The 26079-nt window shown below is 42.5% G+C and carries 26 protein-coding genes; 9 read left to right on the top strand and 17 right to left on the bottom strand.

All coding sequences use genetic code 11. From position 1 onward, the window contains the following. The first annotated feature begins 70 nt into the window (after nucleotides 1–70). The gene (locus IKL48_02855; protein MBR3603614.1) at nucleotides 71–553 is read left to right on the top strand and encodes a type II secretion system protein; all 483 of its coding nucleotides are present in this window, start codon (nucleotides 71–73) and stop codon (nucleotides 551–553) included. A gap of 35 nt (nucleotides 554–588) precedes the next feature. Here the strand turns inward: IKL48_02855 and galT are convergent, their stop codons facing one another. The 5 genes from galT to cdd all read right to left on the bottom strand — a co-directional run bounded on the left by galT (nucleotide 589) and on the right by cdd (nucleotide 5734). After that, the gene (gene galT, locus IKL48_02850; protein ID MBR3603613.1) at nucleotides 589–2094 is read right to left on the bottom strand and encodes a UDP-glucose--hexose-1-phosphate uridylyltransferase; all 1506 of its coding nucleotides are present in this window, start codon (nucleotides 2092–2094) and stop codon (nucleotides 589–591) included. A 1-nt stretch (nucleotide 2095) separates the two neighbouring features. After that, nucleotides 2096–3070, bottom strand: a complete 975-nt coding sequence (gene galE / locus IKL48_02845) for a UDP-glucose 4-epimerase GalE (GenBank protein ID MBR3603612.1) — start codon at nucleotides 3068–3070, stop codon at nucleotides 2096–2098. A gap of 17 nt (nucleotides 3071–3087) precedes the next feature. Next, a complete protein-coding gene (locus IKL48_02840) occupies nucleotides 3088–4257 on the bottom strand; it encodes a galactokinase (protein ID MBR3603611.1) in 1170 nt (389 codons plus the stop codon). Beyond that, nucleotides 4254–5204 (bottom strand): DUF5107 domain-containing protein, encoded by a 951-nt coding sequence (locus IKL48_02835; protein MBR3603610.1) that lies wholly within the window; start codon nucleotides 5202–5204, stop codon nucleotides 4254–4256. The genes IKL48_02840 and IKL48_02835 overlap by 4 nt, the downstream gene beginning before the upstream one ends. A 95-nt stretch (nucleotides 5205–5299) precedes the next feature. Further along, nucleotides 5300–5734, bottom strand: coding sequence for a cytidine deaminase (gene cdd, locus IKL48_02830; protein ID MBR3603609.1), 435 nt, complete (start codon nucleotides 5732–5734; stop codon nucleotides 5300–5302). A 100-nt stretch (nucleotides 5735–5834) separates the two neighbouring features. Here cdd and IKL48_02825 point away from each other — a divergent pair, with 100 nt between their 5' ends. Further along, complete coding sequence (locus IKL48_02825; protein ID MBR3603608.1) at nucleotides 5835–6437, top strand: hypothetical protein; 603 nt, start codon at nucleotides 5835–5837, stop codon at nucleotides 6435–6437. 15 nt (nucleotides 6438–6452) lie between these two features. Here the strand turns inward: IKL48_02825 and crcB are convergent, their stop codons facing one another. The 9 genes from crcB to lpdA form a co-directional block, all read right to left on the bottom strand. Beyond that, nucleotides 6453–6827: a fluoride efflux transporter CrcB gene (gene crcB, locus IKL48_02820; GenBank protein ID MBR3603607.1), complete on the bottom strand. Its 375-nt coding sequence runs from the start codon at nucleotides 6825–6827 to the stop codon at nucleotides 6453–6455. A 66-nt stretch (nucleotides 6828–6893) separates the two neighbouring features. Beyond that, the gene (locus IKL48_02815) at nucleotides 6894–7292 is read right to left on the bottom strand and encodes an SEC-C domain-containing protein (protein MBR3603606.1); all 399 of its coding nucleotides are present in this window, start codon (nucleotides 7290–7292) and stop codon (nucleotides 6894–6896) included. 26 nt (nucleotides 7293–7318) lie between these two features. Continuing rightward, on the bottom strand, nucleotides 7319–7882 hold the full coding sequence (locus IKL48_02810; protein MBR3603605.1) for an ATP-binding protein: 564 nt from the start codon (nucleotides 7880–7882) through the stop codon (nucleotides 7319–7321). Next, entirely contained in the window at nucleotides 7879–8454 is a 576-nt protein-coding gene (locus IKL48_02805) for an ATP-binding protein (protein ID MBR3603604.1), read from the bottom strand. The genes IKL48_02810 and IKL48_02805 overlap by 4 nt, the downstream gene beginning before the upstream one ends. After that, entirely contained in the window at nucleotides 8451–9737 is a 1287-nt protein-coding gene (locus tag IKL48_02800) for a M23 family metallopeptidase (GenBank protein MBR3603603.1), read from the bottom strand. The genes IKL48_02805 and IKL48_02800 overlap by 4 nt, the downstream gene beginning before the upstream one ends. Nucleotides 9738–9785: 48 nt before the next feature. Then, nucleotides 9786–10709 (bottom strand): hypothetical protein, encoded by a 924-nt coding sequence (locus IKL48_02795; GenBank protein MBR3603602.1) that lies wholly within the window; start codon nucleotides 10707–10709, stop codon nucleotides 9786–9788. A 6-nt stretch (nucleotides 10710–10715) separates the two neighbouring features. After that, nucleotides 10716–11828, bottom strand: a complete 1113-nt coding sequence (buk, locus tag IKL48_02790) for a butyrate kinase (GenBank protein ID MBR3603601.1) — start codon at nucleotides 11826–11828, stop codon at nucleotides 10716–10718. Nucleotides 11829–11907: 79 nt separating this feature from the next. Next, nucleotides 11908–12618, bottom strand: coding sequence for a TrmJ/YjtD family RNA methyltransferase (locus IKL48_02785; GenBank protein ID MBR3603600.1), 711 nt, complete (start codon nucleotides 12616–12618; stop codon nucleotides 11908–11910). Next, nucleotides 12615–14051 carry a dihydrolipoyl dehydrogenase gene (gene lpdA, locus IKL48_02780; GenBank protein ID MBR3603599.1) on the bottom strand — a complete coding sequence of 479 codons (1437 nt, stop codon included), beginning with the start codon at nucleotides 14049–14051 and terminating at the stop codon, nucleotides 12615–12617. The genes IKL48_02785 and lpdA overlap by 4 nt, the downstream gene beginning before the upstream one ends. A gap of 20 nt (nucleotides 14052–14071) precedes the next feature. On the opposite strand from lpdA, the gene radC reads away from it, so the two are divergent. The 3 genes from radC (at nucleotide 14072) to IKL48_02765 (ending at nucleotide 17692) form a co-directional block, all read left to right on the top strand. Next, entirely contained in the window at nucleotides 14072–14761 is a 690-nt protein-coding gene (gene radC, locus IKL48_02775; protein ID MBR3603598.1) for a DNA repair protein RadC, read from the top strand. Further along, a complete protein-coding gene (locus IKL48_02770; GenBank protein ID MBR3603597.1) occupies nucleotides 14758–16041 on the top strand; it encodes a serine dehydratase subunit alpha family protein in 1284 nt (427 codons plus the stop codon). Before radC ends, IKL48_02770 begins: the two co-directional genes overlap by 4 nt. A gap of 154 nt (nucleotides 16042–16195) precedes the next feature. Further along, the gene (locus IKL48_02765; GenBank protein MBR3603596.1) at nucleotides 16196–17692 is read left to right on the top strand and encodes an aryl-sulfate sulfotransferase; all 1497 of its coding nucleotides are present in this window, start codon (nucleotides 16196–16198) and stop codon (nucleotides 17690–17692) included. 50 nt (nucleotides 17693–17742) lie between these two features. Here the strand turns inward: IKL48_02765 and IKL48_02760 are convergent, their stop codons facing one another. Then, complete coding sequence (locus IKL48_02760) at nucleotides 17743–19065, bottom strand: MFS transporter (GenBank protein MBR3603595.1); 1323 nt, start codon at nucleotides 19063–19065, stop codon at nucleotides 17743–17745. A gap of 153 nt (nucleotides 19066–19218) precedes the next feature. Here IKL48_02760 and IKL48_02755 point away from each other — a divergent pair, with 153 nt between their 5' ends. From IKL48_02755 to IKL48_02745, 3 genes are all read left to right on the top strand, one after another. Continuing rightward, complete coding sequence (locus IKL48_02755; protein MBR3603594.1) at nucleotides 19219–19713, top strand: YajQ family cyclic di-GMP-binding protein; 495 nt, start codon at nucleotides 19219–19221, stop codon at nucleotides 19711–19713. Between the two features lie 8 nt (nucleotides 19714–19721). Next, entirely contained in the window at nucleotides 19722–20972 is a 1251-nt protein-coding gene (locus tag IKL48_02750) for a tetratricopeptide repeat protein (protein MBR3603593.1), read from the top strand. A gap of 119 nt (nucleotides 20973–21091) precedes the next feature. After that, the gene (locus tag IKL48_02745; GenBank protein MBR3603592.1) at nucleotides 21092–21745 is read left to right on the top strand and encodes a DedA family protein; all 654 of its coding nucleotides are present in this window, start codon (nucleotides 21092–21094) and stop codon (nucleotides 21743–21745) included. A gap of 30 nt (nucleotides 21746–21775) precedes the next feature. On the opposite strand, the gene IKL48_02740 is transcribed toward IKL48_02745, so the two are convergent. Together IKL48_02740 and IKL48_02735 are read right to left on the bottom strand one after the other, a co-directional pair. After that, entirely contained in the window at nucleotides 21776–23368 is a 1593-nt protein-coding gene (locus IKL48_02740) for a glycoside hydrolase family 3 C-terminal domain-containing protein (protein MBR3603591.1), read from the bottom strand. 49 nt (nucleotides 23369–23417) lie between these two features. Next, nucleotides 23418–24503 (bottom strand): metallophosphoesterase, encoded by a 1086-nt coding sequence (locus IKL48_02735; protein ID MBR3603590.1) that lies wholly within the window; start codon nucleotides 24501–24503, stop codon nucleotides 23418–23420. 112 nt (nucleotides 24504–24615) lie between these two features. Between IKL48_02735 and IKL48_02730 the strand changes: the two genes are divergently transcribed. Further along, complete coding sequence (locus IKL48_02730; protein MBR3603589.1) at nucleotides 24616–26079, top strand: glutamate--tRNA ligase; 1464 nt, start codon at nucleotides 24616–24618, stop codon at nucleotides 26077–26079.

Here is a 26079-nt window from a genome sequence, read left to right as displayed (position 1 = left end):
CTATGCCTTGACTTATTTTTTTTTTGTTAAATTATTCTTATAAGAAAAATTAACAAGAAGGAGATTTTATATGAAAAGGCGAAACAAAAAAGGTTTTACATTGATAGAACTGTTGGTAGTGGTTTTAATCATCGGCATTTTATCAGCAGTGGCCTTGCCGCAGTATCAAAAGGCCGTTGCAAAAACACGATTTGCAGAAGCGATGGCAAATTTGAAAACAATATTATCTGCTACAGAGGTTTGTGTGTTGGCAGACGATTCCATTTATAGAGAGGGTTGTCGATTGGTTGATTTGGATATTTCTGTAGGGACTGCGCTGGTTAACGATGAGATAGGCCGCAGCGAAACAAAATATTTTGTTTATGAGGCAGAAGGTGGTGCTAATGCTTGGCCTGCTGCTCAGTATAAAGAAGAAGATGTTTGTATTTGCTATGAGGGACCTGGTTCTACCTTTTTATCATTATCTCAAGGAGACGGTTGTGTGGAGCAGGAGGCACGTTTTGATTATTCTAAATTATTAAATATTCCGCAGGGCAGTTGTGTTTGCTGCTAATTAAAAATCCCCGCTTTTGAAGCGGGGATTTTGTTTTAAAGTTTTTGGATAAACCGGCCGAAGGCTTCTTGCCCTTCGGGGGTTCGTTTGTACACTCCGGCATATTCAAGTACTTTGGCAAATACTTCACCCACTTCTTTTTGAAGGATTTTAGAAGCGTTTTTGCTTGTGAATTTGTATTTGGCCAATAACTCTTTGGCCCAAGTGGCATGCTTGGATAAAGAAGCATCTTTTTCAATACTTTTTACATCGGCTTTTATTAAAAGTGCCTCTAAGGCTTTCAATTCTGCCGCCAAACGCGCCGGCAAAACCGCCAACCCCATAACTTCAATAAGTCCGATATTCTCTTTCTTGATATGATGTACTTCTTCATGCGGATGGAAAATGCCCATCGGAAACTCTTGGGTGGTGCGATTATTGCGCAACACTAAATCCAACTCAAAGGCTTTTCCTCTGCGACGGGCAATGGGGGTGATGGTGTTATGTGCAGTATCTTGGCTATAGGCCAAAATATCGGCTTTTTCATCACTGTAATTGCGCCATTTTTTAAGGATATAATCAGCTGCGTTAATTAAGTCCTGCTTAGTGCCCGTCAGTCTCAGCACACTCATTGGCCAACGGACGATACCGGCTTTGATTTTGGGAAATTTTTTGAGTTTAAATTTGGTTTCTATCGGGGCTTTTTCCATAGCAAAGCAGTATCTGCCGCCTTGAAAGTGGTCGTGCGTGAGGATTGAGCCGCCCACAATGGGTAAGTCTGCATTAGATCCGACAAAATAATGCGGCAGAATTTCCACAAATCCAAGTAAACGCGCAAAAGTGTTTTTGGTAATTTTCATGGGTTCGTGTTGGCCGGAAAGCAAAATACAATGTTCATTGTAATAGACGTACGGAGAATATTGCAGATACCATTTTTTCCCGTCTTTTAATAAATCCAGCGGAATCAAGCGTAAGTTTTGACGGGCCGGATGCGCTGCATGCCCGGCATATCCTTCGTTCTCTTTACACAATAAGCATTGAGGATAGCCGGAAGATTTTACTTGCAAAGCCGCCGCAATATCCTTGGGGTCTTTTTCCGGTTTGGACATATTAATCGTGATGTCCAAATCTCCGTACGGGGTGGCTGCTTTCCATACGAGATTTTTAGCCACACGGTCTGTACGAATATAATTTAAGGCCTGTGCATCATGATAAAATTTGTCCGTAGCCGCTTGCGGATTTTTGGTTTTATACAAGACAGCAAATTCAGAAATAACCTCGCTGGGACGGGCGGCAAAAATATTCATGATTTTGGTATCAAACAAATCCCGTTGTGTCACAGTGTTGGGAGAGATAAGTCCTTTTTCAGCGGCCCAATCACAGATAGGTTCCAGCACTTCCACCGCCGTTTTTGGAGTTTTTACTTTTCCGCTGGGTTGATAGTCAGTAAGTCCCAAAACGGCCAACAATTCATTGATAGCCCATATTTTGTCTTGTTCTTCTATCAATCCTTGCGTCAAGGCATAAGATATCAAACGATCAATATGTTGATAAATGTTCATGTTAAAATCTCCGGTTCTGTTCCCAATTCCAAGCAGTGGCAATGATTTGTTTGAGGTCATACTGCGGTTTCCAACCTAACTCTTGTTGTGCTTTGGTCGGGTCTGCCACCAAGACGGCAGGATCTCCTGCGCGGCGGGCCTCATATTCTACCTTAAAATCTACACCCGTAATTTCTTTGGCTTGTTTGATAAGTTCCGCTACGGAAAAACCACTTCCGCTACCTAAATTGTAGCGCAAACTTTGGTTTTCTTTTTCCATTTTTTCCAAAGCCAAAATATGTGCGCGGGCCAAGTCGTTCACGTGTACATAATCGCGTACGCAAGTACCGTCCGGGGTGGGATAATCGTTGCCAAAAACTTTAATGCAAGGACGTTTGCCGGCGGCGGCTTGCAGTACAAGCGGAATTAAATGAGTTTCCGGTGTGTGAGATTCTCCAATCAGGCCGCTTTCATCTGCACCGCTGGCATTAAAATAACGCAAAGCAACGGATTTTAAGCCGTAAGCGCGGTCAAAATCTTCCAACATTTTTTCCACCATAAACTTGGTGTTCCCGTAGGGGTTAATAGGAAGTTGAGGATGCGTTTCGCTGATTTGAGGTTGTACCGGTTCTCCAAAAGTAGCGGCTGTAGAGGAAAAGACAAAATATTTAACATTATGTTCTTTCATGGCGTCTAATAAGTTTAAGACGCTGGCTACATTGTTGTGATAGTATTTGGAAGGCTCTTTTACGCTTTCGCCCACTTCAATAAAAGCGGCAAAATGCATGACGGCCTCTATTTGATGTTTGGCAAATACTTCGGCCAATTTGGCTTTATCACCTAAATCACCTTCTTCAAAAGCAATATTTTCTACCGCTTCGCGGTGTCCTTTGGATAAATTGTCATAGACGACGGGGTTATAGCCTTGTTTGGCCAACATTTTAACGGTATGAGAACCGATGTATCCTGCTCCGCCCACTACTAAAATATTTTTCATTGGTTTGCTCCTTAGATTTATTTGATTTCTCTGGCACCTGCACCGGCAGAAGCGACATAAAAGTCCGGTTTATAACCCGTTTTGGCTTGGTAAATGCGAGCTACGTTTGCTTTAAAGTTTTCCACATTTTCATTTTTTACTAAGGCCACCACACAACCGCCGAAACCGCCGCCGGTCATGCGCGCGCCAAGCACTCCTTCCTGTTCCCACGCGGCAGAAGCCATTGTGTCCAGTTCCACACCCGTCACTTCATAATCGTCACGCAAGGAAACGTGGGAAGCATTCATCAACTTTCCAAATTCTTGCAAATTGCCTTCTTGTAATTTTTGTACGGCGGTTAATGCACGTTGATTTTCATAAACGGCATGTTTGGCACGTTTTCTTTCAATGGGGTCTGTAATGATTTCTTGATGAGTTTCAAATTCTTCTTCCGTCAATTCACCTAAGGCTTTGATGGAAAGTTTAGTTTGAAGTTGTTGCAAGGCGTGCTCACATTGACTGCGACGTTCGTTGTATTTGGATTCTATCAAATTGTGTGGTTTGTTGGTATTGCACAAAAGAATAGAAACTCCGTTCAAATCCAGCGGTGCATAACGATAGTTTAATGTATTGCAATCCAGCAAAATGGCATGGTTTTCTTTGCCCATAGCAGAGGCAAATTGGTCCATGATGCCGCAATTCATACCCACAAACTTATTTTCTGCTTCTTGGCCAATTTTGGATAATTCAAAGTTGGGAATGCGTAAATCAAAAAGACTGCTCAACGCATAAGCGGTGGCGACCTCTATAGAAGCAGAGGAAGAAAGACCGGCCCCTTGCGGGATATCTCCCCAGAATAAAACATCAAAGCCGTTGTGAATGGGATATTCTCTTTTTAATAAAACAGACAAAACACCTAGAGGATAGTTGGCCCAATCTTGCTTTTTGTCATAGACGATATGTTGCAAATCGGTTTCTACAACCGCTTTGTCTTGAAAATTAGCGGAATAGAGACGGACTTTGGTATCTTCTCTTTTGGCAATTAATACATAAGTGTTAAAAGATAAGGCACAAGGGAAAACGTGCCCACCGTTATAGTCGGTATGTTCTCCGATTAAATTTACCCGTCCCGGTGAGGCATAGGTGCGGGGGGAATGTTCCTTACCAAATACTTCCGTAAATTTTTGTTTTAAGTCGGCTAAGTTCATAATTGCTCCTGTCCAATTTTCATAGTGAAGTTCCAATCGTATTTGCCTTTCGGCGCACATATAGCCGCGCGGCGGATTTTATGTGCTACATACAAATCGTCATAAATGCCGGTGCAAGGTTCCAGTGCGATGTTGTAATCACCGCGATATCCGCCTTGTGTTTTCCATACACCCAAATAGGGTACTTTGTCGGCATCATAATGGTAGGTTAAGGTGTCTCCGTTGTCACTGTGATAAATACCGCACCAACCACGTGTGTTGGGAGCGGTGAAATAGAACTTTTCACAGGAATTATCCGTCATGGGTTGAGTGGCAGAGAGATCTATGTTTTCTCCATTGGTGCTGATGGTTAAGGGATAGCTGTGGCGTGTGCCCCACGCACCTAAATTTTTCGTGGAGTGTTCCACCGTTATCACTTCGCTCAGATTTTCTGGGGTGAGTAATACTGTATGCGTGGAACAGTTAAGCAGGCAGTGTGGGGTCCAAATAAATTTAAAGGGATCTTCTGACAAATTTTCCACCGTATAGTGGATGCGGACTTCTTTTTCATGTAAAGTCAGTTCCCGAATCAGTTTGTAAGGCAAATGTTCGCTTTCTACCCAAGCGGTAATACCGTTGCCATCGGGGTGAACGAAATGTTGCCATTTCATGGCCCACACTTCTCCGTGATCCGGAATACCAACCCCTTTGTAAGAACCGTCTGGATACGGGCAGGCATCTATAGAAGGGAAAACTTCATCAAAGCCGCTGCTATCGTAATCTGAAAAAGCGGCCGCATAAGGAGGAAGCGACAGTGTATCTTCTTTGGCTTGAAAGAGAAACTCGCGGCCGGTGTCTTTTTTGACAAAACTGACCATTTTGCAAGCATAATCCGGTAAAAAAGTCAGTGAAATAAAATCATTTTCCAACTGTATGGCGGGAAGCCCTTTAAATTGTATTTTTTTCATAAAGTCCCTCAAAGGTTATGATAACACTTTCCACGAGAATAAGGAAGTCTTATCTTGACAAAAAAACTCGGTCCGTAAGACCGCGTTTTTAAAAATTATTCATAAAGTTTTGGAAAAGGATACGGCATAAAATCTTTTAGTTTCTTTTTGAATATTTTTCTTTCTCCTTTTTTAGGAGCAGAAATCATAAGCATAGGCATATCTTGGTCCATAAATTCCGTCATGACTTGGCGGCAAGCACCGCAAGGAGTACCAAAATCGCTTCCGCTTACTTCGTCAGTACATAAGGCTAAGGCAGCAAAACGGCGATGTCCGTCACAGACGGCTTTAAAAATGGCGTTTCGTTCGGCACAGATAGTTAATCCATAAGAAGAATTTTCAATATTGGTGCCGGCATAAATTTGTCCATCTTCGGTTAATACGGCAGCGCCTACTTTAAAATGAGAGTAGGGAGAGTACGAATATTTTTTGACGGCCACAGCAGCATCGGCTAAGGCGTTAATGATGTCTTTGGTAAGTTTTATACTCATACCTTTATTTTATCTTTATAACCGAAAAAGTCAAGGAGAAAAAAGGAAAAATTTTGCTAAATATTGCGACGGATAGTCCTTGCTTTTGCTACAATGAGTCATGAAAAAAATAATTTTAATTTTACTGTGTGTGATAGGGCTTTTTTATATGCTCGGAAAAAAGAAACCTGAAATAAAAAATGTAGGAAATAACAGGCAACGTATTGTTGTTTTCGGGGATAGTTTGTCATATGGATACGGAGCCGAGCGTGGACATAGTTATCCTGATTTGATTGCCCAGAAAATAGAACGCCCCGTCATTAATTTGGGCCGCAACGGAGAAACGGCCGTTCATGCGGTTTTTCGGATAGAGGAAGTGTTGGAATTAGAGCCCTATATGGTGCTGATTGAGTTTGGCGGAAATGATTTTATGCAAGCGGTTGCCTTTGAGAAAACGCTGCAAGCTATGTCCGATATGGTAGATAGTGTACAAGCCGCCGGTTCGGTGGCTGTGGTGGTGGATACGGGCGGTTTTTATGGTATGCAAAAATATAGCAAAGCCTACCATAAAATGGCTAAAGAAAAAGGTGCAGTTTTTGTGGAAGGAATTTTAGATGGGATTTTTGGCAAAAGTGCGCTGATGAGTGACCAAATCCATCCCAACTCAAAAGGGTATGAAATGGTAGCTGATAAAGTGTATCAGCAAATTAAGGATTATTTGTAGAAGATCTAAAAGAAATTAAAATCGGCCGGATACAAGATAGCCCGCCCACGCACATAGCAGTCCTACTAAACAACTTGCTTGCATATATCCTATGCCGGCCAACAGTTTTGCTTCTTTTAAAAAGGTCAATGTTTCCCAACTAAAGGTAGAAAAGGTGGTCAGCCCTCCTAAAAAACCGACAGTTAAGCCTAATTTTAAAGGATCAGATAGAAATTGGGATTTACTAAGCAGTATGCCATATATACAACCAATCAAAAAGCATCCTGCAGTATTAGCGGTCAGCGTTCCCAACCACAAAGGTTTATGTTGATGAAGAAATAGAAGGGATATGGCGTATCGCAGGCTTGCCCCAACTCCCCCACCTATAAAGATAAATAATAGTTTGCTCATAGCGTGTTCTAGATAAGCAGGTATCATCAAACCCCCCTGCAAAATGCAGGGGGGTTTAGTTTAAACTTATTTATCTGCGCCACAGCACTTTTTGTACTTTTTGCCGCTGCCACACGGGCAAGGATCATTGCGGCCGATGCGCGGCCCTTCATGCACAACGGTTTCTACTTTTTGTACACCGGTGGCATTTTCGGCTTTGAGTTCAGCCTCATGCTCTTTCATCCATTTCTTCATTTGGCGAATGCTTTTGAAATCCACGCCATCTTTTTCCATGCGTTTAGCGATATCGATAAAACGCTGTTTGATTTGCGGGTCTTTGAGTTTATTTTTAATCATTCCCGGTAAGGATTCTATTTCGCGTTCAATACGCTGCTCAATGCTTTCCTTTTTGGCCGGTTTATCTGCTTTTGCGACATCTTTTGTATCGGCCTGAGGGGTAGATTTTTTCTTAAATGGATTCCACATATCTATTACAACTCCTTAAATATAAATTAGTGAAGTAAACTCTCCACAAAATTTTTGATGATTTCCGCTTTTTCAAAATAATGGTCTTTGCCGGGTACTACCAAGCGGTTGGGGTGTTTTTCCCACAAGTCCAAAATCTTTTGATCCAATGCCATTGCTTGTTCCAATGTTTCTGTACGAACATTGTTGGATTGATAAAAATCTTTTTTAAGCGGAGGGGACAAATGTAGCACTGCATCATAGCGGGATAATTCCTCCTCCAACGTAGTGCCCATCGCTTTAAAGAAGTCTTCCGGTCCGTTGGGCCAATATCCGGCACCGTCAATAGAACCGCGATCGCACACAATGAGTTTGGCATCTGAGGTCACTTCGGCCAAGTGCTCTAATTGATGTACGGTATAAAAAATAATATGTTGAGCGTGCTCAATATGTTTAGGACTATTGTCTTTGCGTGGGAAACCGCCGCTATAAATCAAAGTGGCTGCTTCTTGCACGATTTCAATTTGATTTCCAAAAGTTTCTTTTAAAAGAGATAAGGCTGTGGTTTTGCCACCACTGGGGCCGCCGGTGAGTACGATTTTCTTTTTCATTTGTTATTCTCCTGAGGGAGCAATGTTTCAATAAAATCTTTAATGATACCTGCTTTTTGGAAAAAGTGGTTCATAGACGGGAGTACCATACGATTGGGGTGTTTTTCCCAAATTTTTAAGATTTTTCGGTCAATGCTGGCCGCTTCTTCTAGGGTTTCTGTTCGTACGCGAGTAGATTGATAAAACTCTGCATTGAGCGGAGGAGAGAGGTGAATGACTGCGTCATAACGGGCTAATTCTGCTTCTAAAGTTGTCCCCATGTGGGCAAAAAAGTCATCCACTCCTTCCGGCCAATAAACAGCCGCATCTACGGTGCCGCGATCGCATACAATTAAATCTGCCGAAGACGTTTCCACCGTTAAATCTTCCATTTGTTGGGTGGCATAATAAATAATGCGTTGAGCGGTGCGCACATGTTCCGGGCTGCCGTCTTTGCGAGGGAAACCGCCGCTGAAAATCATGGTGGCGGCTTCCGGCACTACTTCGATGCGAGTGCCAAAAGTTTCTCTAAGCACTGACAAAGCGGTCGTTTTTCCGCCGTTAGGTCCTCCGGTAAAAGCTATTCTTTTCATTTTTGCTCCTGCGCTTTTTCTGGGGTAGAGACTACGGGCTGAGTTTCTGCACGCGCCTCATTTAAAGCCTTTAAATAAAGTGTTTTTATTTCTTCAAAATCTTTGCGTTGATCTTGCGGAATCGAACGAAGTGCCGAGTTCCGATTCTTCATCTTTAAAAAGTCTACAAATTTATTACGCTCTTTGATACGAAAATCTAAATGCGGCCCCGTAGAAAGGCCTGTGTTTCCGACATAAGCAATAGTATCGCCTTGTTTTACTTTGGCTCCTTTTTTGGTTTTGCTGGCATAGCGGCTTAGGTGTCCGTAGGTGGTGACGTAGTTGTTGGCATGACGGATTTCTACATATTTGCCGTATCCTCCTTTATTGCCTACAAAAGTCACTACTCCGTCAGCTACTGTTTGTACGGGGGTGCCTGTCGGTGCGGCATAATCAATACCTAAATGTGGGCGGCGAATGCGCAAGATAGGATGCAAACGCTTGGGATTAAAACGGGAAGTAATGCGTGCTCCGCGAAAACTAATAGGAGATTTGAGAAACATTTTTTTGCTGATTTTTCCCGTTTCATCAAAAAACTCATCATTATAATAAAAAGCATAGTTTTCGCCGGTCACTTGACCTTTGTAAATGGCTGCCACCAAATCTTGCCGCGTGATTTGGCCGTCTGCGGTATAATGTTCTTCCCAAACGGCGGCAAATTCGTCTCCGTTGCGTGTTTCGGTATTAAAATCGATGGTCCAAGAAAAAGCATCGGTTAAGTCTACTATGAGCGGGATGGTGACTCCGTCTTTTAGCATGGAATTAAAAAGAGAGCCTTCAATTTTGCCGGCGGTACTCTGGATACGGGTTTTAATTTCTACTTCCGATACCCCTGCTACCAATTTTCCACCGGCATCAGCCACAAAATAATGAGCCAAATCTTTGTGTAAGATAAACAAGGCAAATTTGCCATCGGTAGTGGTGGAGATGGAGTACCGATCTTGATTTTGTAATTTGCGCGTATCCACCACAGAGTTTAGTTTGTCCACAATGGCGGAAACTTCTCTGTTTTCCAACCCGGCCTCTTGTAAGGCAACATAGATGGGCTTTTGTTTGATGGTAAATTCAGAAACATAGATTTCTTTTTCACGAGAGTTGAGCAGTTCCTGTTCGTTTTTATCTCGCGTAATGTGAATTGCCAAACCGGTAGCCAAGGCAATCACGAAAAGCGTTAAAATATAAAACATCAAATCGTGATAGCGGCGGTAATGCTGGTTTAGAAAAGAAATGAGTTTCTGATACATGTTCGTAAAGTGGCGGCCGGAAAAATATCCGGCCGCCCACTCAGAAGATTATTTTTGATCTTTCAAGAAAGAACACAATGCAATGGCATTGAGTTTTACTTTCGGGTCATCGGCACGAGACGGCAAAATGACGGGGATTTTCGGTCCGACCAAGATGGCGGCCGCTTCCATTTGTTCGCCAAAGAAAGCCAATGCTTTATAAAGCGGGTTGGCGGCATCTAAATCCGGCAACATCAAGATATCGGCATTGCCGGCCACTTGTTTGCCGGTGATTCCTTTTTCAGCTGCTTTTTGGGCAGACATGGAGATATATAAATCGTACGGTCCTTCCACTACACAACCGGTGATTTTGCCTTCGGCATTCATTTGGGCTAACGTGGCAGCATCAACGGTGGAGGGGATTTTTTCATTTACTTTTTCAACAGGACATACACAGGCCACTTTCGGATTTTCCAATCCCAATTTGTGCATGGTGTTGACGGCATTTTGAATGATTTTGGCTTTTTGTTCCAAAGTAGGAGCGATTACTACGGCAGAATCGGTGACGGCAAAAGGTTTGTTGTATTTGGGCGTGCTGTATAAAACAAAGTGAGAAAGCAACGCGCCTTCCGGCACCAAGTGGGCCTCTTTATTTAAAATGGCTTTCATATAATACTTGGTATCTACTAAACCTTTGATTAAGAAGTCCCCTTTTCCGGCCAAAATTTGGTCTACGGCTAATTTGCACATGGTGGGCACGTCTTCACAATCAATAAATTCAAATTTATCTTCATTTAGTCCGGCTGCTTTTACCATTTCCTTGACTTGGGCCATCGGTCCGATTAAAATACCGTGAGAAATAAGACCGTTGTCATCAGCCATTTTAATGGCTTCTAAGGCTTCGGAATTGTTGGCGCCCGGTACTACGACGCGGTTAGACTTTCCTTTGACCTGATTGATGAGGTCTTGAAAACTATTGAATTTCATGTTCATTGCTCCTTAAGAATAATGTTTAATTATAGAGGGGTTTTCTAATGCGCGGCGGGCCGCATCTCGCAGTCCGTCTTTTTCTTCGCTTCCGGGCAAGATGTAAATCGGGGCAATCCAGCCAATTTGCCTTTCCAATTCGCGCGGAATATATTTGCTAAACATCAATCCGCCCGTTAAAATAATAAAGTCTACTTTTCCTTCCAATACCACCGCTTGCGCACCAATTTCTTTGGCAATTTGATAAATCATAGCATCTAGAGCCTCTTTAGCCTTTTGCGGAGTGGTACTGATTAAAGATCCCGGACGTTTGGCACCGCTGGTAATAAATTCTTCCAACTCTTTTACATCAGAAGTGCCGGTATAGGCCACCAAGCCGCCTTTTCCGCGCATTTTAAAATGAATATCTTGGCGCGTATATTTTCCGCTGTAGCACATATCTGCTAATTGTGCGCTCGGTACAGAGCCGCTGCGTTGCGGAGTCATGGGGCCATCACCTTCGTATCCGTTGCTGACATCAATCACTTTGCCCTGTTTGTGCGCCCCTACCGATACACCGCCACCGCCATGACATACAATGCAATTTACTTCTTCGTAGCGCTTGCCCTTTTGTTCGGAAATTAGCCGCGCTACCCGTTTTTGATTAAGTGCATGGAAGACGGAAAGGCGTGGGTTTTCCGGCATGCCGCTATAACGGGCTAAAGGTTGCATTTCATCAATGACTACCGGATTGGCGATAAAGCAGGGACATTCGGCATATTGTGCAATTTCTCTGGCCAAAATTCCGCCCAAATTGCAAGGGTGAATGCCGCCATATCGGCCTGTTTCCAAGTCTGATACCATTTGGTCATTAATGCAATAAACGCCCCCTTCTACCGAGCGAATAAAACCGCCGCGTCCGATAACGGCATCAATCTCTTTTAGAGAAACATGGTGATCTATTAAGTAGTCTAGGATTAATTTTTTTCGCAGAGGTAATTGTTCGATCACATTTTTCCCTTCATAGGGTTCAAGGTCTGTTATCGAATAACGCACCGTCACTTCAAATACGGCTTTATCGCCACGATAATAACCGATATCGTCTGAAGTGGAACCGGGATTAATGACCAAAATATTATATTGCATACATTCTCCGCTTATAGCACGTGTATATTCTAACATTTTGTGCGCCTTTCTTTCATTTTCCGTTTTTATAAAAAACGGATTAAGAATTCTTTTGTAAAGTTGCTACCAGTTGGTCCGCCAATTTTTTAATAAAGAATAAATCGTTTCCGGATAAACGGGTTTTGTGAAACAATGTTCGGACTAATATTTTACGTTGTTCACAAGAGAAATCTTGTTTAAAGTTCGCTTGCGTCATCAAACGTTCTAAAGAGTCAATGACCAATTCGGTTTGTTGAAAAGTAGGCAACTTAGGGCCTCTAAGTGTTTGATCGCTATTTGCGCGTGCCAATTCATAACAGGTCAAAATAACTGCTTGAGCCAAATTGACGGAGGGTTGTTTGGCCGTTGTAGGGATATGCATGGCGGCGGTGCAAAGTTCGATATCTTCATTGCAAAGGCCGGTTTTTTCATTACCGAAAACAAGTGCTATTTTTTCTGCATTGTACTGCTCTATCCATGTAGGAAGTTGAGGTAAAGCGACAATCTGCTCATTGAGTTGACGATTTTTTAAAGCGGTAGTGGCAATCGTGAGGTCGCAATCGCTCAATGCTTGTGGTAAAGAAGAAAAAAGTTTGGCGTTTTGCAAAATATCTTGTGCGCCCACTGCACTGACGGCTATCTGCCAAGAAGGCAAAAAGGGCTCTACTACGCGCAGTTCGCTTAGGCCAAAATTGGCCATGGCCCTTGCAGCAGCCCCGATATTGTTGGGGTCTCTGGGTCGAACTAATACGATAACAAAGGATTTTTTCATTTGACTAAAGCATCTCCGATGGATTCGCAAACCGTCGGGTGCGGAAAAATGACATTTTTTAATCTTTCCACCGTAAAGCCCGCTTCTAAGGCTACGGTAATAGTACTGATGATTTCCGAAGCATTGGGGCCCGCCATCGTTGCACCTAAAATTTTATCGGAATTTTTATCGGCAACAATTTCCACAAAGCCTTCTGCCGCTTGCATCGTTAAGGCTCTGCCGTTGGCCAGCATAAAATATTTATATGTTTTTATTTCCAAGCCCTTTTCTTGAGCCTGTGCTTTGCTGAGGCCGACAGAGGCTAATTCCGGAGAAGTATAAACGGCATTGGGCACTAGATCATTATTATAGGTGGCCTTTTTCCCACAGATATTGCCGGCGGCCACGATACCCTGACGGCTGGCGGCATGAGCCAAAAGCGAAAGGCCCGTCACATCGCCGGCGGCGTAAATATTTTCTGTGATTTGCAAGGTGTGCGGGTTTACGTTTTTAAGGCCTTTTCTATCCCATGTTAATCCGGCATTTTCCGGTTTGAGTTCCGTTAGATCACAACTGCGGCCGATCGCCGTTAATATAACTTCCGTTTGTAAAGTGGTGCCATCATCTAAGATTAATGTTTTTTGATTTTCTTCTACTTTCACATCTACGGCTTTTTTACCTAATAACAAAGAGACACCGCGTTTTTGAAGATTGGTTTGAATAACGCGGCTTAAACCCTCATCTAAAGTGGGTAAAAGGCGGTTTTGCATTTCTATCATGGATACCTTAACACCCAACGAAGACATGAGTGTGGCAAACTCACAACCTATGACTCCGCCGCCTACTATTGTTAATGTTTGCGGTAATTGGGAAAGCGTGAAAATATTGCTGTTATCGTAAATGTGTTCTTTAATTTTATCAAACGGCGGTGGTACAAAAGCCGTACTTCCGCTGCACACGATGGCATAATCAAAGGGAATTTCTTTTTCTTCTTGTTCATTTTTTACGGTTAAGGTGTTTGCGTCTTTAAAAGTGGCAGTGCCTTGTATGACGTTTACTTTGGCTTGCTTCAGCAAGGCGGAAATGCCCATTGTTAATTTCTGGGTGATATTTTGCTGACGGGTTTGTATTTTTTGCCAAGATAAATGTCGGAAAACATTTTCGGCGCTATTGGCCGCTTCCGTTTCACATAAAGAAGAAATATGTTTAATGACGTCAAATCTGTGTGCGGCATCTAATAAAGATTTAGAAGGGATACAACCGCTATTTAAACAAACTCCGCCAAGTTTTGCCTTTTCAATCACGCTTACTTCAGCACCCAATTTAGCGGCGGTCAATGCGGCCGGATAGCCGGCAGGTCCTGCCCCGATGATAGCAACTTTGATAGACATGTTTTCCTCACTCGTAATAGGTAAAAAGAAACTTTCTTGTATTTTAGCATTAAAAAATAGCATAAAAAACATATAATTAAATTATGCCTGTAAAAATAAAACCTTCCTATTTAGGGCACAGAGAAAGAATTCGTGAGAAATTTGCTTCCGGTGGATTGGACCATTTTTTGGATCATGAAACGCTGGAACTTTTGCTCACCTATTGTATTGCCAGACGAGATACAAAGCCGTTGGCTTGGGCTTTATTGAAACGTTTTGGCAGCCTTTCAGCGGTGTTGGATGCTTCGGTGGAGGAGCTGTGTTGTGTAAAAGGAATAGGCCGTCAAAGTGCTTTGTACTTAAAACTTATCCGAAGTGTATTTAAAAAATATTCTTTAGATGAAGTAAAGAAAAAAATTACTATTCGTACTCCGGAACAAGTGATAAAATATTGCAAAGCCTCTTTGGCCGGAAACAGTGATGAATGTTTAGAATTGATTTATTTGTCTATTCGAAATACGGTGATCAAAACGGAAATTATTGCCACCGGAAGTTTAGATAGAGTAAGTGTGTCTCCGCGTAAAGTGGTAGAATGTGCTTTGGCGGCTAAAGCGGCCGCAGTGATTTTGGTGCATAATCACCCCTCCGGAGACCCTACCCCCTCTGCAGAGGATATCGCTTTAACAAAAGAAATAGTCCGTTCAGCCGCTTTGCTGGGGATTACAGTGCATGACCATATTATTGTGGGTAAAGGCGCTCATTATAGTTTAAAGACAAACGGGAATATCGCATGAATATATTAAAGGAAGTATTAAAACACCAAGTTTATCCGGCTATGGGTTGTACAGAGCCGGTGTCGGTTGCTTTATGTGCCGCTTATGCGGCAGCGGAGTTGGGTGAGGAAGTGGCTCAGGCCTCTTTTCGGTTAGATGCCGGAACCTATAAAAACGGTTGTGGTGTACGCATTCCCAACACTGACGGAGAAAAAGGGAATTTGTTGGCAGCGGCGATGGGGTTGTTGATTGCTAAGCCGGACTTACAAATGGAAATTTTGTCCGGTGCCGATAAAGAACTTTTGTTAAAAGCCAAAAAATTAGTAGCCGATAAAAAGGTCCTATTAGAAGTAGCCCCCGATAAAAACGGCTTTTATATAGAGGCCAATTTGCAGGGGAAAAATGGGGGAAAATCTACCTGTATTATTTCCGGCAGTCATACCAATGTCACTTATTTATCTAAAAATGAAACGGTATTAAAAGACGCCCAAGTGCAAGAAGAAAAGACCGATTGTCATGCTTTTAAAGAAGCATTAAAAAAGGCCACCTTGTCAGATTTGATTGCTTGGGCGGATAATGCCGACGGCGCGGACTTAACCTATATCAAAAAGGGCGTAGAAATGAATCTAAAAGCTGCCGAAATGGGGCAGGCTTTGCAAAAAGTAGGTTTTTATATTAAGGAATTGGTGCGTAAAAAACTATTGCACATGGATTTGATTACCTCCACCAAAATTTTAACTGCGTGTGCAGCTGATGCGCGTATGGACGGGCAAGCCGTACCGGTGATGAGCAGCGGAGAAAGCGGCAATCAGGGAGTAGTGACGATTTTGGTCCCGTGGAAAGTAGGCAAAGAGATGGAAGTAAGTGAAGAAAAAATTTTAAAAAGCATCGCGCTTTCTCACCTGCTCAACGGATATGTAAAGGTTTTTACGGGAGAGTTGGCCCCTATTTGTGGTTGTGCCATTGCGGCCGGAGTCGGCGCTACGGCGGCTATTGTTTATCAGCAACGCGGCGGCAATGTGAAGGCTATGACGTTGGCCATTAACAATATTATCAGTGATATCGGCGGTATGCTCTGTGACGGTGCCAAAAGTGGCTGCGCTTTAAAGGTGGTCAGCTCGGCCGATGCGGCTATCCGCAGTGCTTTTATGGGCATTAACGATTACGGCATTACGGAAGTGGAAGGTTTCGTGGGGCGCAGTGCGGAGCAAACGATCCAAAATTTGGGCAGTATTTCTACGGTGGGGATGAGCGCAGTGGACCCGATGATTGTGGGCATTATGCAAGAGAAAATGAAATAACCCCCAAATACACTGACTGTAAATGTTCAAGGTTCTTTAAGATTGAAACTTGTAAAAATCTGAGTTTTACAAAAGAAGGTGCCGATGTGTTTGCGCGGTGTATATCAATCTTGTTTCTATACACACTAAATCAGTTATATCATCAGGAAAAAAAATGATTAAAAAATTATTTTTAATAGTTTTAATAATTGTTTTCGGCTGCGGAGTATATTATTATTTTACTCCGCACTTTGTATTAAACCCCAGCGGCAAGACTCCGCTGTCTGCCGTCTATAAACTGCCTTTTGTGAATAAGCATCCGCTTACTGTCACTGTCAAAGGGCAAAGGGGCGATGGAGACCTGACCCACACTTTTTCTGCCGGTTATGGCAAAGAATTTGGCATACATGGTTTGTATCCTGAAGCGCAAACAGAGATTGTGATTGACTATGCCGGCAAAACCAAAACTTATCGTGTAGATATAGATAAAGTGTATGCACACGGAGAGTGGCTCCCACCGACACAAGTGGTCAAAATAGATACAGACCCCGCCCAAACAAAAGCCGATAATATGTACTTTATCAGTGCCAGCATTTACGGCAAAACATCTGCAGAGCAATGGGTAATTATGGCCTTTAGCCGAAAAGGCAACCTGCGCTATCTGAACATAGATGACCCTACTCGTTTTAATGAGATGCACCGAGTCGTACCTGTGGGAGAGGAGATGATTTTGGTGAACAACTTTGGTGCGGAAACTTTGCTGGGGAAATCTGTCTTTGATTTGCGCGGAAAAGAGACAGAGGGACACCACGACCGTTTGAAAATAGGAGATAAATTTATTTCGTTGGCTTTTTCTAAATGGGGGGTAGAAGACCGCATTTTGGAGTTGGACGGGCAAGGAAATATTTTGCGTGATTTGTCTTTGGGGGATTTGCTGCGCAAAGTGGTCTATCAAAAAAATGACCCTGCCGAAATAGAAACATTAAACAGAGTGGCCTTTGACGAAAAAAATATTTACGTGGCCACTAACGGTAAGCAATATCCGGTGGATTGGGCTCATATCAACTCTATTGTATATGAACCGACGACGGATATTTTGTATATGTCCGTTCGTAATTTGGGGGTAGTGGCGGCCAAGTACGCCTCTTGGGAGTTGGTATGGTGGATGTCTAATAATAAGATGGATTTATTGATGGAGCCGCCCATAACGGCACATAATCGTAAGTTTTTATCTGATTTGCCTTCTTTAAAGCCGTACCGCGTAAAAGCAGATGGTTTGACCGACGGGCCAAAGCATCATCATGCGTTGTTTTTATTGCCGAACGGGGTGTTGGGATTGTTTGACAATCGTGGTTATAAAGAGAATGAAAGCCGTTATGTGGAATATAAAATCTCCGGTAAACATGGCGCATGGAAAGCCAAAAAAGTGTATCAGTTTTATGAACCGCAAGCGAATAAAAATGACTTCACTGGTGATGTAGATGTATTACCGGACGGGACATTGCTGCTAGGTTTTGGTCCTTCCCATGTGATTATAGAATTGGATAAACAAAAGCAAAAAAAATTGTATCAACTTAATTTTGCATTGCCTTCTTTGATGTTTTATAGAGTAGACAAAATGCCTTTTTATCATACACCCGGAAGGGAATATCCAAAAGAAGATCATTTGTAGAAAAAAAGAGGAGAGAATTATTTCTCTCCTCTTTTTAACAGAACTTTTATTTAATTTTCTTGCGGAGTGTGTTTGTATTTAAAGACAATCGCAAAAGCGATGGCTACTACCAAAGCATAACCCGCAAAGATAAACCAAGAATTGGCCCAACCAGAGGCGATGGCTTGAGATACATCAGCCGGATAGACGGCTCCGGCGGCCAAAGGCCCGTTGGCAGACACATAGGCGTTGACAGTATTGTTGACAAGTTTATCTACAATTTTCTGCGCACCCAGCATACCGATGGTAGCACCCACACCGTTGGTCATCAAGATAAATAAACCTTGTGCGCTGGAGCGGATAGATTCATCGGTTTCTTTTTCCACAAATAAAGAGCCGGAAACGTTAAAGAAGTCAAAGGCTACACCGTATACAATCATGGAAAGCACGAGCAAGGTAATCCCGCCCAAGCTGACCGGATTGCCTAAACCGAACAAACCAAAGCGCAATACCCACGCAAACATACTAATGAGCATAACTTTCTTGATGCCGAAGCGTTTTAAGAAGAAAGGAATTAACAAAATACAGAACGTTTCGGAAATCTGAGATAAAGAAATTAAGGCATTGGCATTGCTGGCACCCCAAGAGCCGGCAAGCCCTTGCAAACTGTTATAACTGTGAATGAAAGGATTTGCATAGCCGTTAGTGATTTGTAAGCAGCTGCCAAGCAAAATGGAGAATATAAAGAAAATTGCCATTTTTTTATCTTTAAACAAGGCAAATGCTTTTAAGCCCATGGCTTCGGCAAAAGATTTCTTTTCTCCGGATTTGGCGGTGGGGCATTGAGGCAAAGTAAAACTATAGATAGCCAACACAATGCCTAAAGCAGCAGATAAATACCATTGGGCAAAAGTGTTTTGGAAGCCCGTAAAGTTAGAAACCAACATGGTGCAGATAAAGCCAATTGTACCCCAAATACGAATCGGCGGAAATGCGGAAACGGGGTCTAAGTTTACCTTGTGCAAGCTGGTGTAGGCCACAGAGTTGGAAATACCTAACGTGGGCATATAAAAAGCCACACTCAAGGTATAGCAGGTATAAATGGCTTTAAAACTGACTTCGGCTTGAGAGCCAAAATAAGCCGCACCTGCCATAAAAACTGCCGTCAAAAAGTGGCACACGCCCAACATTTTTTGGGCAGGCAACCAACGGTCAGCCAAAATACCGATAATAGCCGGCATGAAGATAGACACAAAACCTTGTGTGGCATAAAAGAGCCCAATGTATTGTGCCAGCCCCACGTTTGCTAAAAAAGCACCCATGGAGGTTAAATAAGCACCCCAGACGGCAAACTGGAGGAAGTTCATGATGATGAGGCGAAGTTTCATGTTCATAAGTGTATTTTACGACTGTGAATCAGTACATTCTCCTAATTTTTGTCGGATTTTAGGTAGGTACGGCATTACATCATCTTACCAACCCTATTGTACAAAAAATATATAATATGTGTAATACAGATATTTCCGCATAGGAAACAGGAGGAAAAAATGGCTGATTACAGTTTTGACGTCGTAAGCAAAGTAGATTTAAATGTAATTTCTGAGGCGGTGACTGCGGCAGACAAAGAAATTGCCAACCGCTATGATTTTAAAGGCAGCAACTCCAGCATTGAACTCAATGAAAAAGACAATGAATTGAAACTTCACTCCAGCGATGAATATAAAGTGGCTTCTTTGCGCGATGTGCTTTTTACGCGTTTGGCCAAACGCGGTGTGGCTCTTAAAAATTTAAATCAGGGCAAAGTGGAGGCTGCTTTGGGCGGTAATGCCAAACAAAGCATTAAAATCCAACAAGGCATTCCCTCAGATAAAGCCAAAGAAATTTCTAAATATATCAAAGATGCCAAACTGAAAGTGGCGGCCTCTATTCAAGGCGATCAGTTGCGCGTATCTTCCAAATCTAAAGACGAACTGCAAGCCACGATGGCCAAATTGCGCGAAAAAGATTTTGGCTTAGATTTGCAATTTACCAACTATAGATAGGTATCTGTATGAAAAAAATTATTTCAGTCGCTTTGATGTGCGCGCTATGGTTGCCGGCTTTTGCGGAGAATGATGCTACACTGAATTTTTATCAGAGACAATCTTTAACCAAAGGAAATACCTCCGGAGAAGACCGCGCCTTTGCCGCTGCCTTAGCCAGAGATACCGCCTTGTGGATTGCGGCTCATCCGCAAGATCCGGAAGTGAAGACGGCTCTTTTAATGCAAGCAGATTATTATTTGCGTGCTCGGCAAGAAGCAAAAGCATTGGTGGCTTTATATCAAGTGCGTTTTTACTTCCCTTCTATGCAGGATTTATCTTTGCTTTCTTCTAATGTAGAGCAAGCGATGGATCATTTGAGCCGTTCTCAAAAGGCTCAAGCCTTACGTATTTTGGCTACGGATACTTCTGCATTAACCCAAAAACAAAGAGAAACAGCCTTGCTTGAAACTTTGGTGAAAGGAAAGTTAGAAAAAATCTATGAGCCGGTGTGTGGGTTGTTTGAACAGTTTTTTACCAAAAACCCTGATTATGCAGGAAACGATAAATTAACCCTGTTGTATGGGGATTGGCACCGCCAAAACGGCAACTACAATGCTGCTATTTTGGAATATAAAAAAGTAAATGAATTGTTTGAAGATACCCCGTATAAAGCAGCCGGATTGCGCATGGCGGCCGACGTGTACGGCGGAGATTTGAAAGAATATGAAACAGCTGTGTTCATGTATAACCAAGTGTTAAAACAATATCCTGATTCAAGTGAAAAAGGAATTGTTTATAAACACATGGCTGTTTTAGAAGAAAACCAAAAAGATTACGGAGCTGCTTTGGCTTACTATCAAAGAGCCATCACCGAACTTGGCTCCAAACCGGCCGCTTATGAAGCATGGATTGGCAAAGCAGATGTTTTGATCAAGAACAAAGAATATCAAGCTGCCTATGATACGCAAGTAAAAGCAGCTGAAATATTTGCTTCAAAAGAAGATAATTATGTGTCTGCTTTAACTGCAGCGGCAGATACGGCCCATCGCCGTTTGAAGGACCCCGCTCAAGAGGCGGCTGCTTTGGACAAAATCTTATTGATTTATCCGCAAACTCAAACGGCTCCTGAAGTGATGTATGATTTGGGCTATGCTTTGGAGAAACAAGGCAAAGATGCCCAAGCCATTGCCACTTATAAAAGGCTGATTATCAACTATCCGACGGATCGCTTGGCTAATCGCGCACAGAGCCGTATAAATAAATTAGCAAAACAATAGTGCTTTTTGAGTTGTTTTGATTTATACACAGGGTAAAACATGAGGTTTTACCCTGTCTTATTTTAAAGTTAAAATCGCTTGCTGTTTTTAAGAATTTCTGATTTGCTAAAATATATATTATGGAACTATTTTCTCAAGTAATGGATATTTTTTTACATTTAGATGCGCACCTCAATGCATGGGCCGGTGTGATGGGGGCTTGGTTGTATGTGGTGCTTTTTGTCATAGTATTTTGCGAAACAGGGTTGGTAGTGACACCATTTTTACCGGGTGATTCTTTGCTTTTTGCTTCCGGTGCTTTGGCTGCGATGGACGCAAGCCCTATTCATTTGTGGTTGTTGATACCGTCTATTTTTGTAGCCGCCGTATTGGGAGACAGCGTAAATTATGAAATAGGCAAATGGCTGGGACCAAAAGTGTTTAGCCGTAAAGACAGTTGGCTTTTAAATCAGGACCACCTGCACAAGGCACATGCTTTTTATGAAAAATACGGTGGTAAAACCATTATTTTGGCGCGTTTTATCCCTATTATCCGTACGTTCGCACCGTTTGTGGCCGGTATCGGTAAAATGAGTTATTTTCATTTTATTTCTTACAACGTAATCGGCGGTTTGGCATGGGTATTGCTTTTTGTAGGGGGCGGATATTGGTTTGCGGACTTGCCATTAGTACAAAATCATTTTCATTATGTTATTGTGGCCATTATTGTGATTTCGGTGCTTCCGGCCATCTATGAGTTTTGGTCAGAACGAAGAAAATTAAAGAAAAAATAAATTAAAACCCAGCCGAAAAGGCTGGGTTTTTTATTGAGTGACAGGTAAAGAAACCGGCAGTTTGCCTTGTGGCTTTAGATTGCCCAAAATGATATCCGCCGCCGTTTTTAGTACATATCTGTTAAGCCCGTAAGTAGCCAATACGGTATTGGCGTGCGGATAATTGGCGATATCATAGGGACTCATGGTGGAGATAAATACATTTCTCGGATTTTCTTTGAAAAGAGCCTGAATGGTGTTTTTTTGATTGATATTCGTTTTGTCGGCCCATTGTAAACTGGTGACCACCAATAAGTCTGCCCCGTTGGCACATTCTCGGGCACGCTTGGCGTCTACTGCCTTAGGTGTCAAAGCCGCATTATATCCGCGCACCTCCCAACCCTTTTCCATAAAAGGTTGGGCAAAGTTGGGCAATTGGTCTGCAAATCGTGAAGGAGAAAAGAAAATAGCACAGACGGTGGGTTTCTTGCCGCGCAATACTTCCGGATTGAACGGGAGCAGATTAACCCGGTCTCTTACGAGAGTGACGGCACGATTGCTGATTTTTTCCAATTCTTCTCTATAAGCTTGATCAATGGGTGGTGGAATAGTGGCAGAAGCATCTAATAAACCTAATTCTTTTTTTAGGTTAAAAATTTTTTCGGCTGCTTCATTGACGTGTGCAATACTTTTTTTGTTGGTAGAAATTTGTTTGTAAATGCGCGAGAAGGTGGTTTGCGGTTTAATATAGCGTCCCAATAAAATTAGGTCTGACCCGGCATTTAGAGCGCGTACAGCGCAGTTAGCAATCGTGCAAAATTGAGTGGCAGCCTTCATGTCCAGACTATCCGTCACCACCAAACCTTTGTATCCTAATTTCCCTCTTAATAAATCTTGTACGATGGGCTTGGAAAAAGTGGTAATGTTTTTGTTATCCAAAGCCGGATAAATAATGTGGCTGGTCATTACACCCTGCACACCGTGTTCGATGGCTTTAGCAAAGGGGGCGATGTGGGTTTTTTCCAATTCTTGGTAAGATGATTTTACAACCGGTACCTGATAATGCGAATCAACGGAAGTATCTCCATGACCCGGAAAGTGCTTTACCACACTTACGATACCGGCCGCTTTAAAACCATTCATCAAAGAAATGCCCATCTTAGTGACATTGGCCGGATCTGAACCAAAGGATCGCACGCCGATAATCGGATTGTGCGGATTGCTGTTAACGTCCAACACCGGAGAAAAGTTGATATGCACACCGGCTCTTTTGAGTTCAAGCCCTGCTAAATAAGCAATAGTAGCGGCGCCTTCTTCATCTGCGGCGGCGGAAAGCATCATATTAGTCGGCAAATAGTCAAACCCCAAAGTGATGGGGGTATAAACGGTGCCGCCTTCATAATCAATGGAAATGAGAAGGGGGATTTTGTGTGGGCTTTTGGCGGCCCAGCTTTGCAATTTGGCAATTAAATCTTTTGTTTGGGCCAAAGAATAATTGCCCCATTGAATAAGCGCCCCACCCACTTTTCCGCTTTCGATAATAGGGCGGAAAATGTCGGCACTGTCTATATCTACAAATACGGTTAAAGTTTGCCCTAGTTTTTCTTCCAAAGACAAGTCTTCAAACCGGATTTCTTCAGCCATTGCCGTCCATCCGGAAAAGAGAAAAATAAATAAAAAAATTAATAATTTTTTAATCATGATTTTTTATATGCAAAAGCGGAATTTCCGCTGTTGTTAAGAAACGTAAAGGCATTCCCCAGTAAAACATTCCTGACGTCACATACAATTGGGATTTGTCAGAAAGATTGTACCGGCCGTATATATATTTATATCTTAATTTTACAAAGAAATTAAAGGGGAATATTTGCCCATTATGTGTGTGGCCGCTAAGCATCAACGGAATTTGATACGCTGCAGCCACGTGTGTTAGCAAGGGTTGATGACTTAATAAAACTCGCGCGCGATCGGGGTGAGAGTTTTTTAACAAATTTTCTAATTGAGAGGCTTGCACTCGAGAGGTAAGGATATCATTAACTCCGATAATTTCCAACCCATTGGGTAAGAGGTGTATTTTGTTGTCCAAAAGGTGAATGTTGGCCTGTTTGTAAAATTCGAGGGATTTTTCTAACCCTACATAATATTCATGATTTCCCAATACGCCAAACGTTCCGTATTTTGTTTTTAAATCAGCCAAAGCCTGTGCGTATTGCTGCCGATGAGGACCATACTCAAACAAATCTCCCAACACGAAAACGGCATCCGGATTTTCTTGAGAAATTTTGTTCAAAGCCTTTTTAAATCGATCAACAGATACTCCTACCCCTAAATGCGCATCAGATAAAACGGCAATTTTCATTTGAGGAGCATGTGGCATAGAAATCTCCACATGCTTTATCACAGGGGGTTTGATTCCACCCAGCATGGAAAGAACCATCACTACACTCAATGTCGCCATACTGCTATATGTAATGAATGTTTTGCTCTGCCAGTGGAAAAGGGCACATAAGGCTTGTAATAAGATAAAGGCCAAAATAATGAAAAAGAAGATAAACACAAGACCAGCCCACGTATATGCCAAATAATAGGCGATTTTCTCCCAAAAACCATAGTGGCTGCGTGTATAGGATAGGGTAAACAGCATTAGTAAAGTTAATGAAAAAGGTACAAGCAGCGAGGGGATTTTCCAGCCTAAAGAAGGAAAGGAAAAATAAAACCAAATCCCAATAACTATTTGCATGATGAGCAGAATTAAGCCGGCTACTGCAAAAAACCCCATAAAACCTCTAAAAAAAGAAAAAAAATATCTTCATTTATATTTTAAATAATTTCCCAATAATAAGTATAATATATCTATATGCAATAATTTATTTTTATCGAGGAAAACAGATATGACAGTTAGAGTTCGTTTCGCCCCTTCACCGACGGGATTTTTACATATCGGAGGAGTGCGTACTGCCCTTTTTAACTACCTTTTTGCCAAAAGAAATAATGGCACTTTTTTGCTTCGCATTGAAGATACGGACGAAGAAAGAAGCACACAAGCTTCCACCGATGCCATTTTTGAGGGTATGCAATGGATGAAACTAAATTGGGACGAAGGCCCAATGCCGGACGGCACCAACAAAGGCCCGGATACTCCCTATTATCAAGCCATGCGTGCCGATCAGGGAATTTATAAAAAATATATTGACCAATTGATTGCGGAAGGCAAAGCCTACAAATGCTACTGTACGGCAGAAGAATTGGAAGAAAATCGCCAAAAATGTATTGCAGAGCATCGCCCTCCCAAATATAGCGGAAAATGCCGCGATTTGACACCCGAACAACAAAAAGAATTGGAAGCGCAAGGACGCAAATATGTCATTCGTTTCCGTATGCCTGAAGAAGGAGACGTAGAGTGGGAAGATATGATCCGCGGTCATGTGAAGTTTGCCAGCAAAGATTTGTATGATTTGGTAATTCAAAAAACCAGCGGTTATCCGACGTATAACTTTGCCGTAGTGGTAGATGACCATTTGATGCGTATGACACATGTGGTGCGTGGGGATGACCATATTTCCAACACGCCGGCCCAAATCCAAATTTACCGCGCTTTGGGGTGGAAAGAGCCTGTTTTTGCTCACCTGTCTATGATTCATGGACCCGATGGAAAAAAACTCTCCAAACGTCATGGGGCCACCAATGTGGTTGAATTCCGCAATATGGGTTATTTGCCCGAAGCCTTGAAAAATTACTTGGCCTTGCTCGGTTGGGCTACCAGTGACTCTCAACAATTGTTTGCTGAAGGGGAGTTGGAGGCCAAGTTTGATATCGCCGGTTGTCAGCCAAGCCCTGCCGTCATGGACCCTGAAAAATTAAATTGGATGAATGGCGAATATATCCGCCAAACCCCCATTTCTAAATTAACCGATTATGCCTTGCCTTTTATCGAAAAAGCCGGCATTGATATCAGCCAAGTCAGCCGAGAACAATTGGAAGGCATTGTAGGTTTGGAACAAGAAAAATATAAATTGTTGACCGAAATTCCGGACTTGATTCGCTTTTTCTTTGAAGCCCCTGTTTTTGAACAGGAAGCCTTAGATAAAGTATTTGCCAAACCGGAAGCAAAAGCCGTATTGGAAGGTATTGCTAAAACTTATAGCGAGTTGGCAGACTTTACGGAAGCTTCTTTAGAAGCGGCCACTCGTGCTTTTGCCAAAGAAAACGGCTATAAAGCCGGTCAAGTGTTCCATCCGGTGCGCGTGTCCGTATCCGGCCGCACACATGGACCGACCTTATTTAAAATGCTTGAGTATATGGGCAAAGAAACGGTGGTAGCCCGTTTGCAAGCGGCACAACAATATTGTAAATAA

It is taken from the genome of Elusimicrobiaceae bacterium, assembly GCA_017520185.1.
Taxonomy (GTDB): Bacteria; Elusimicrobiota; Elusimicrobia; order Elusimicrobiales; family Elusimicrobiaceae; genus Avelusimicrobium.
The sequence above is the reverse complement of the archived record's forward strand: the minus strand, read 5'-3'. Positions and strand labels throughout refer to the sequence as shown.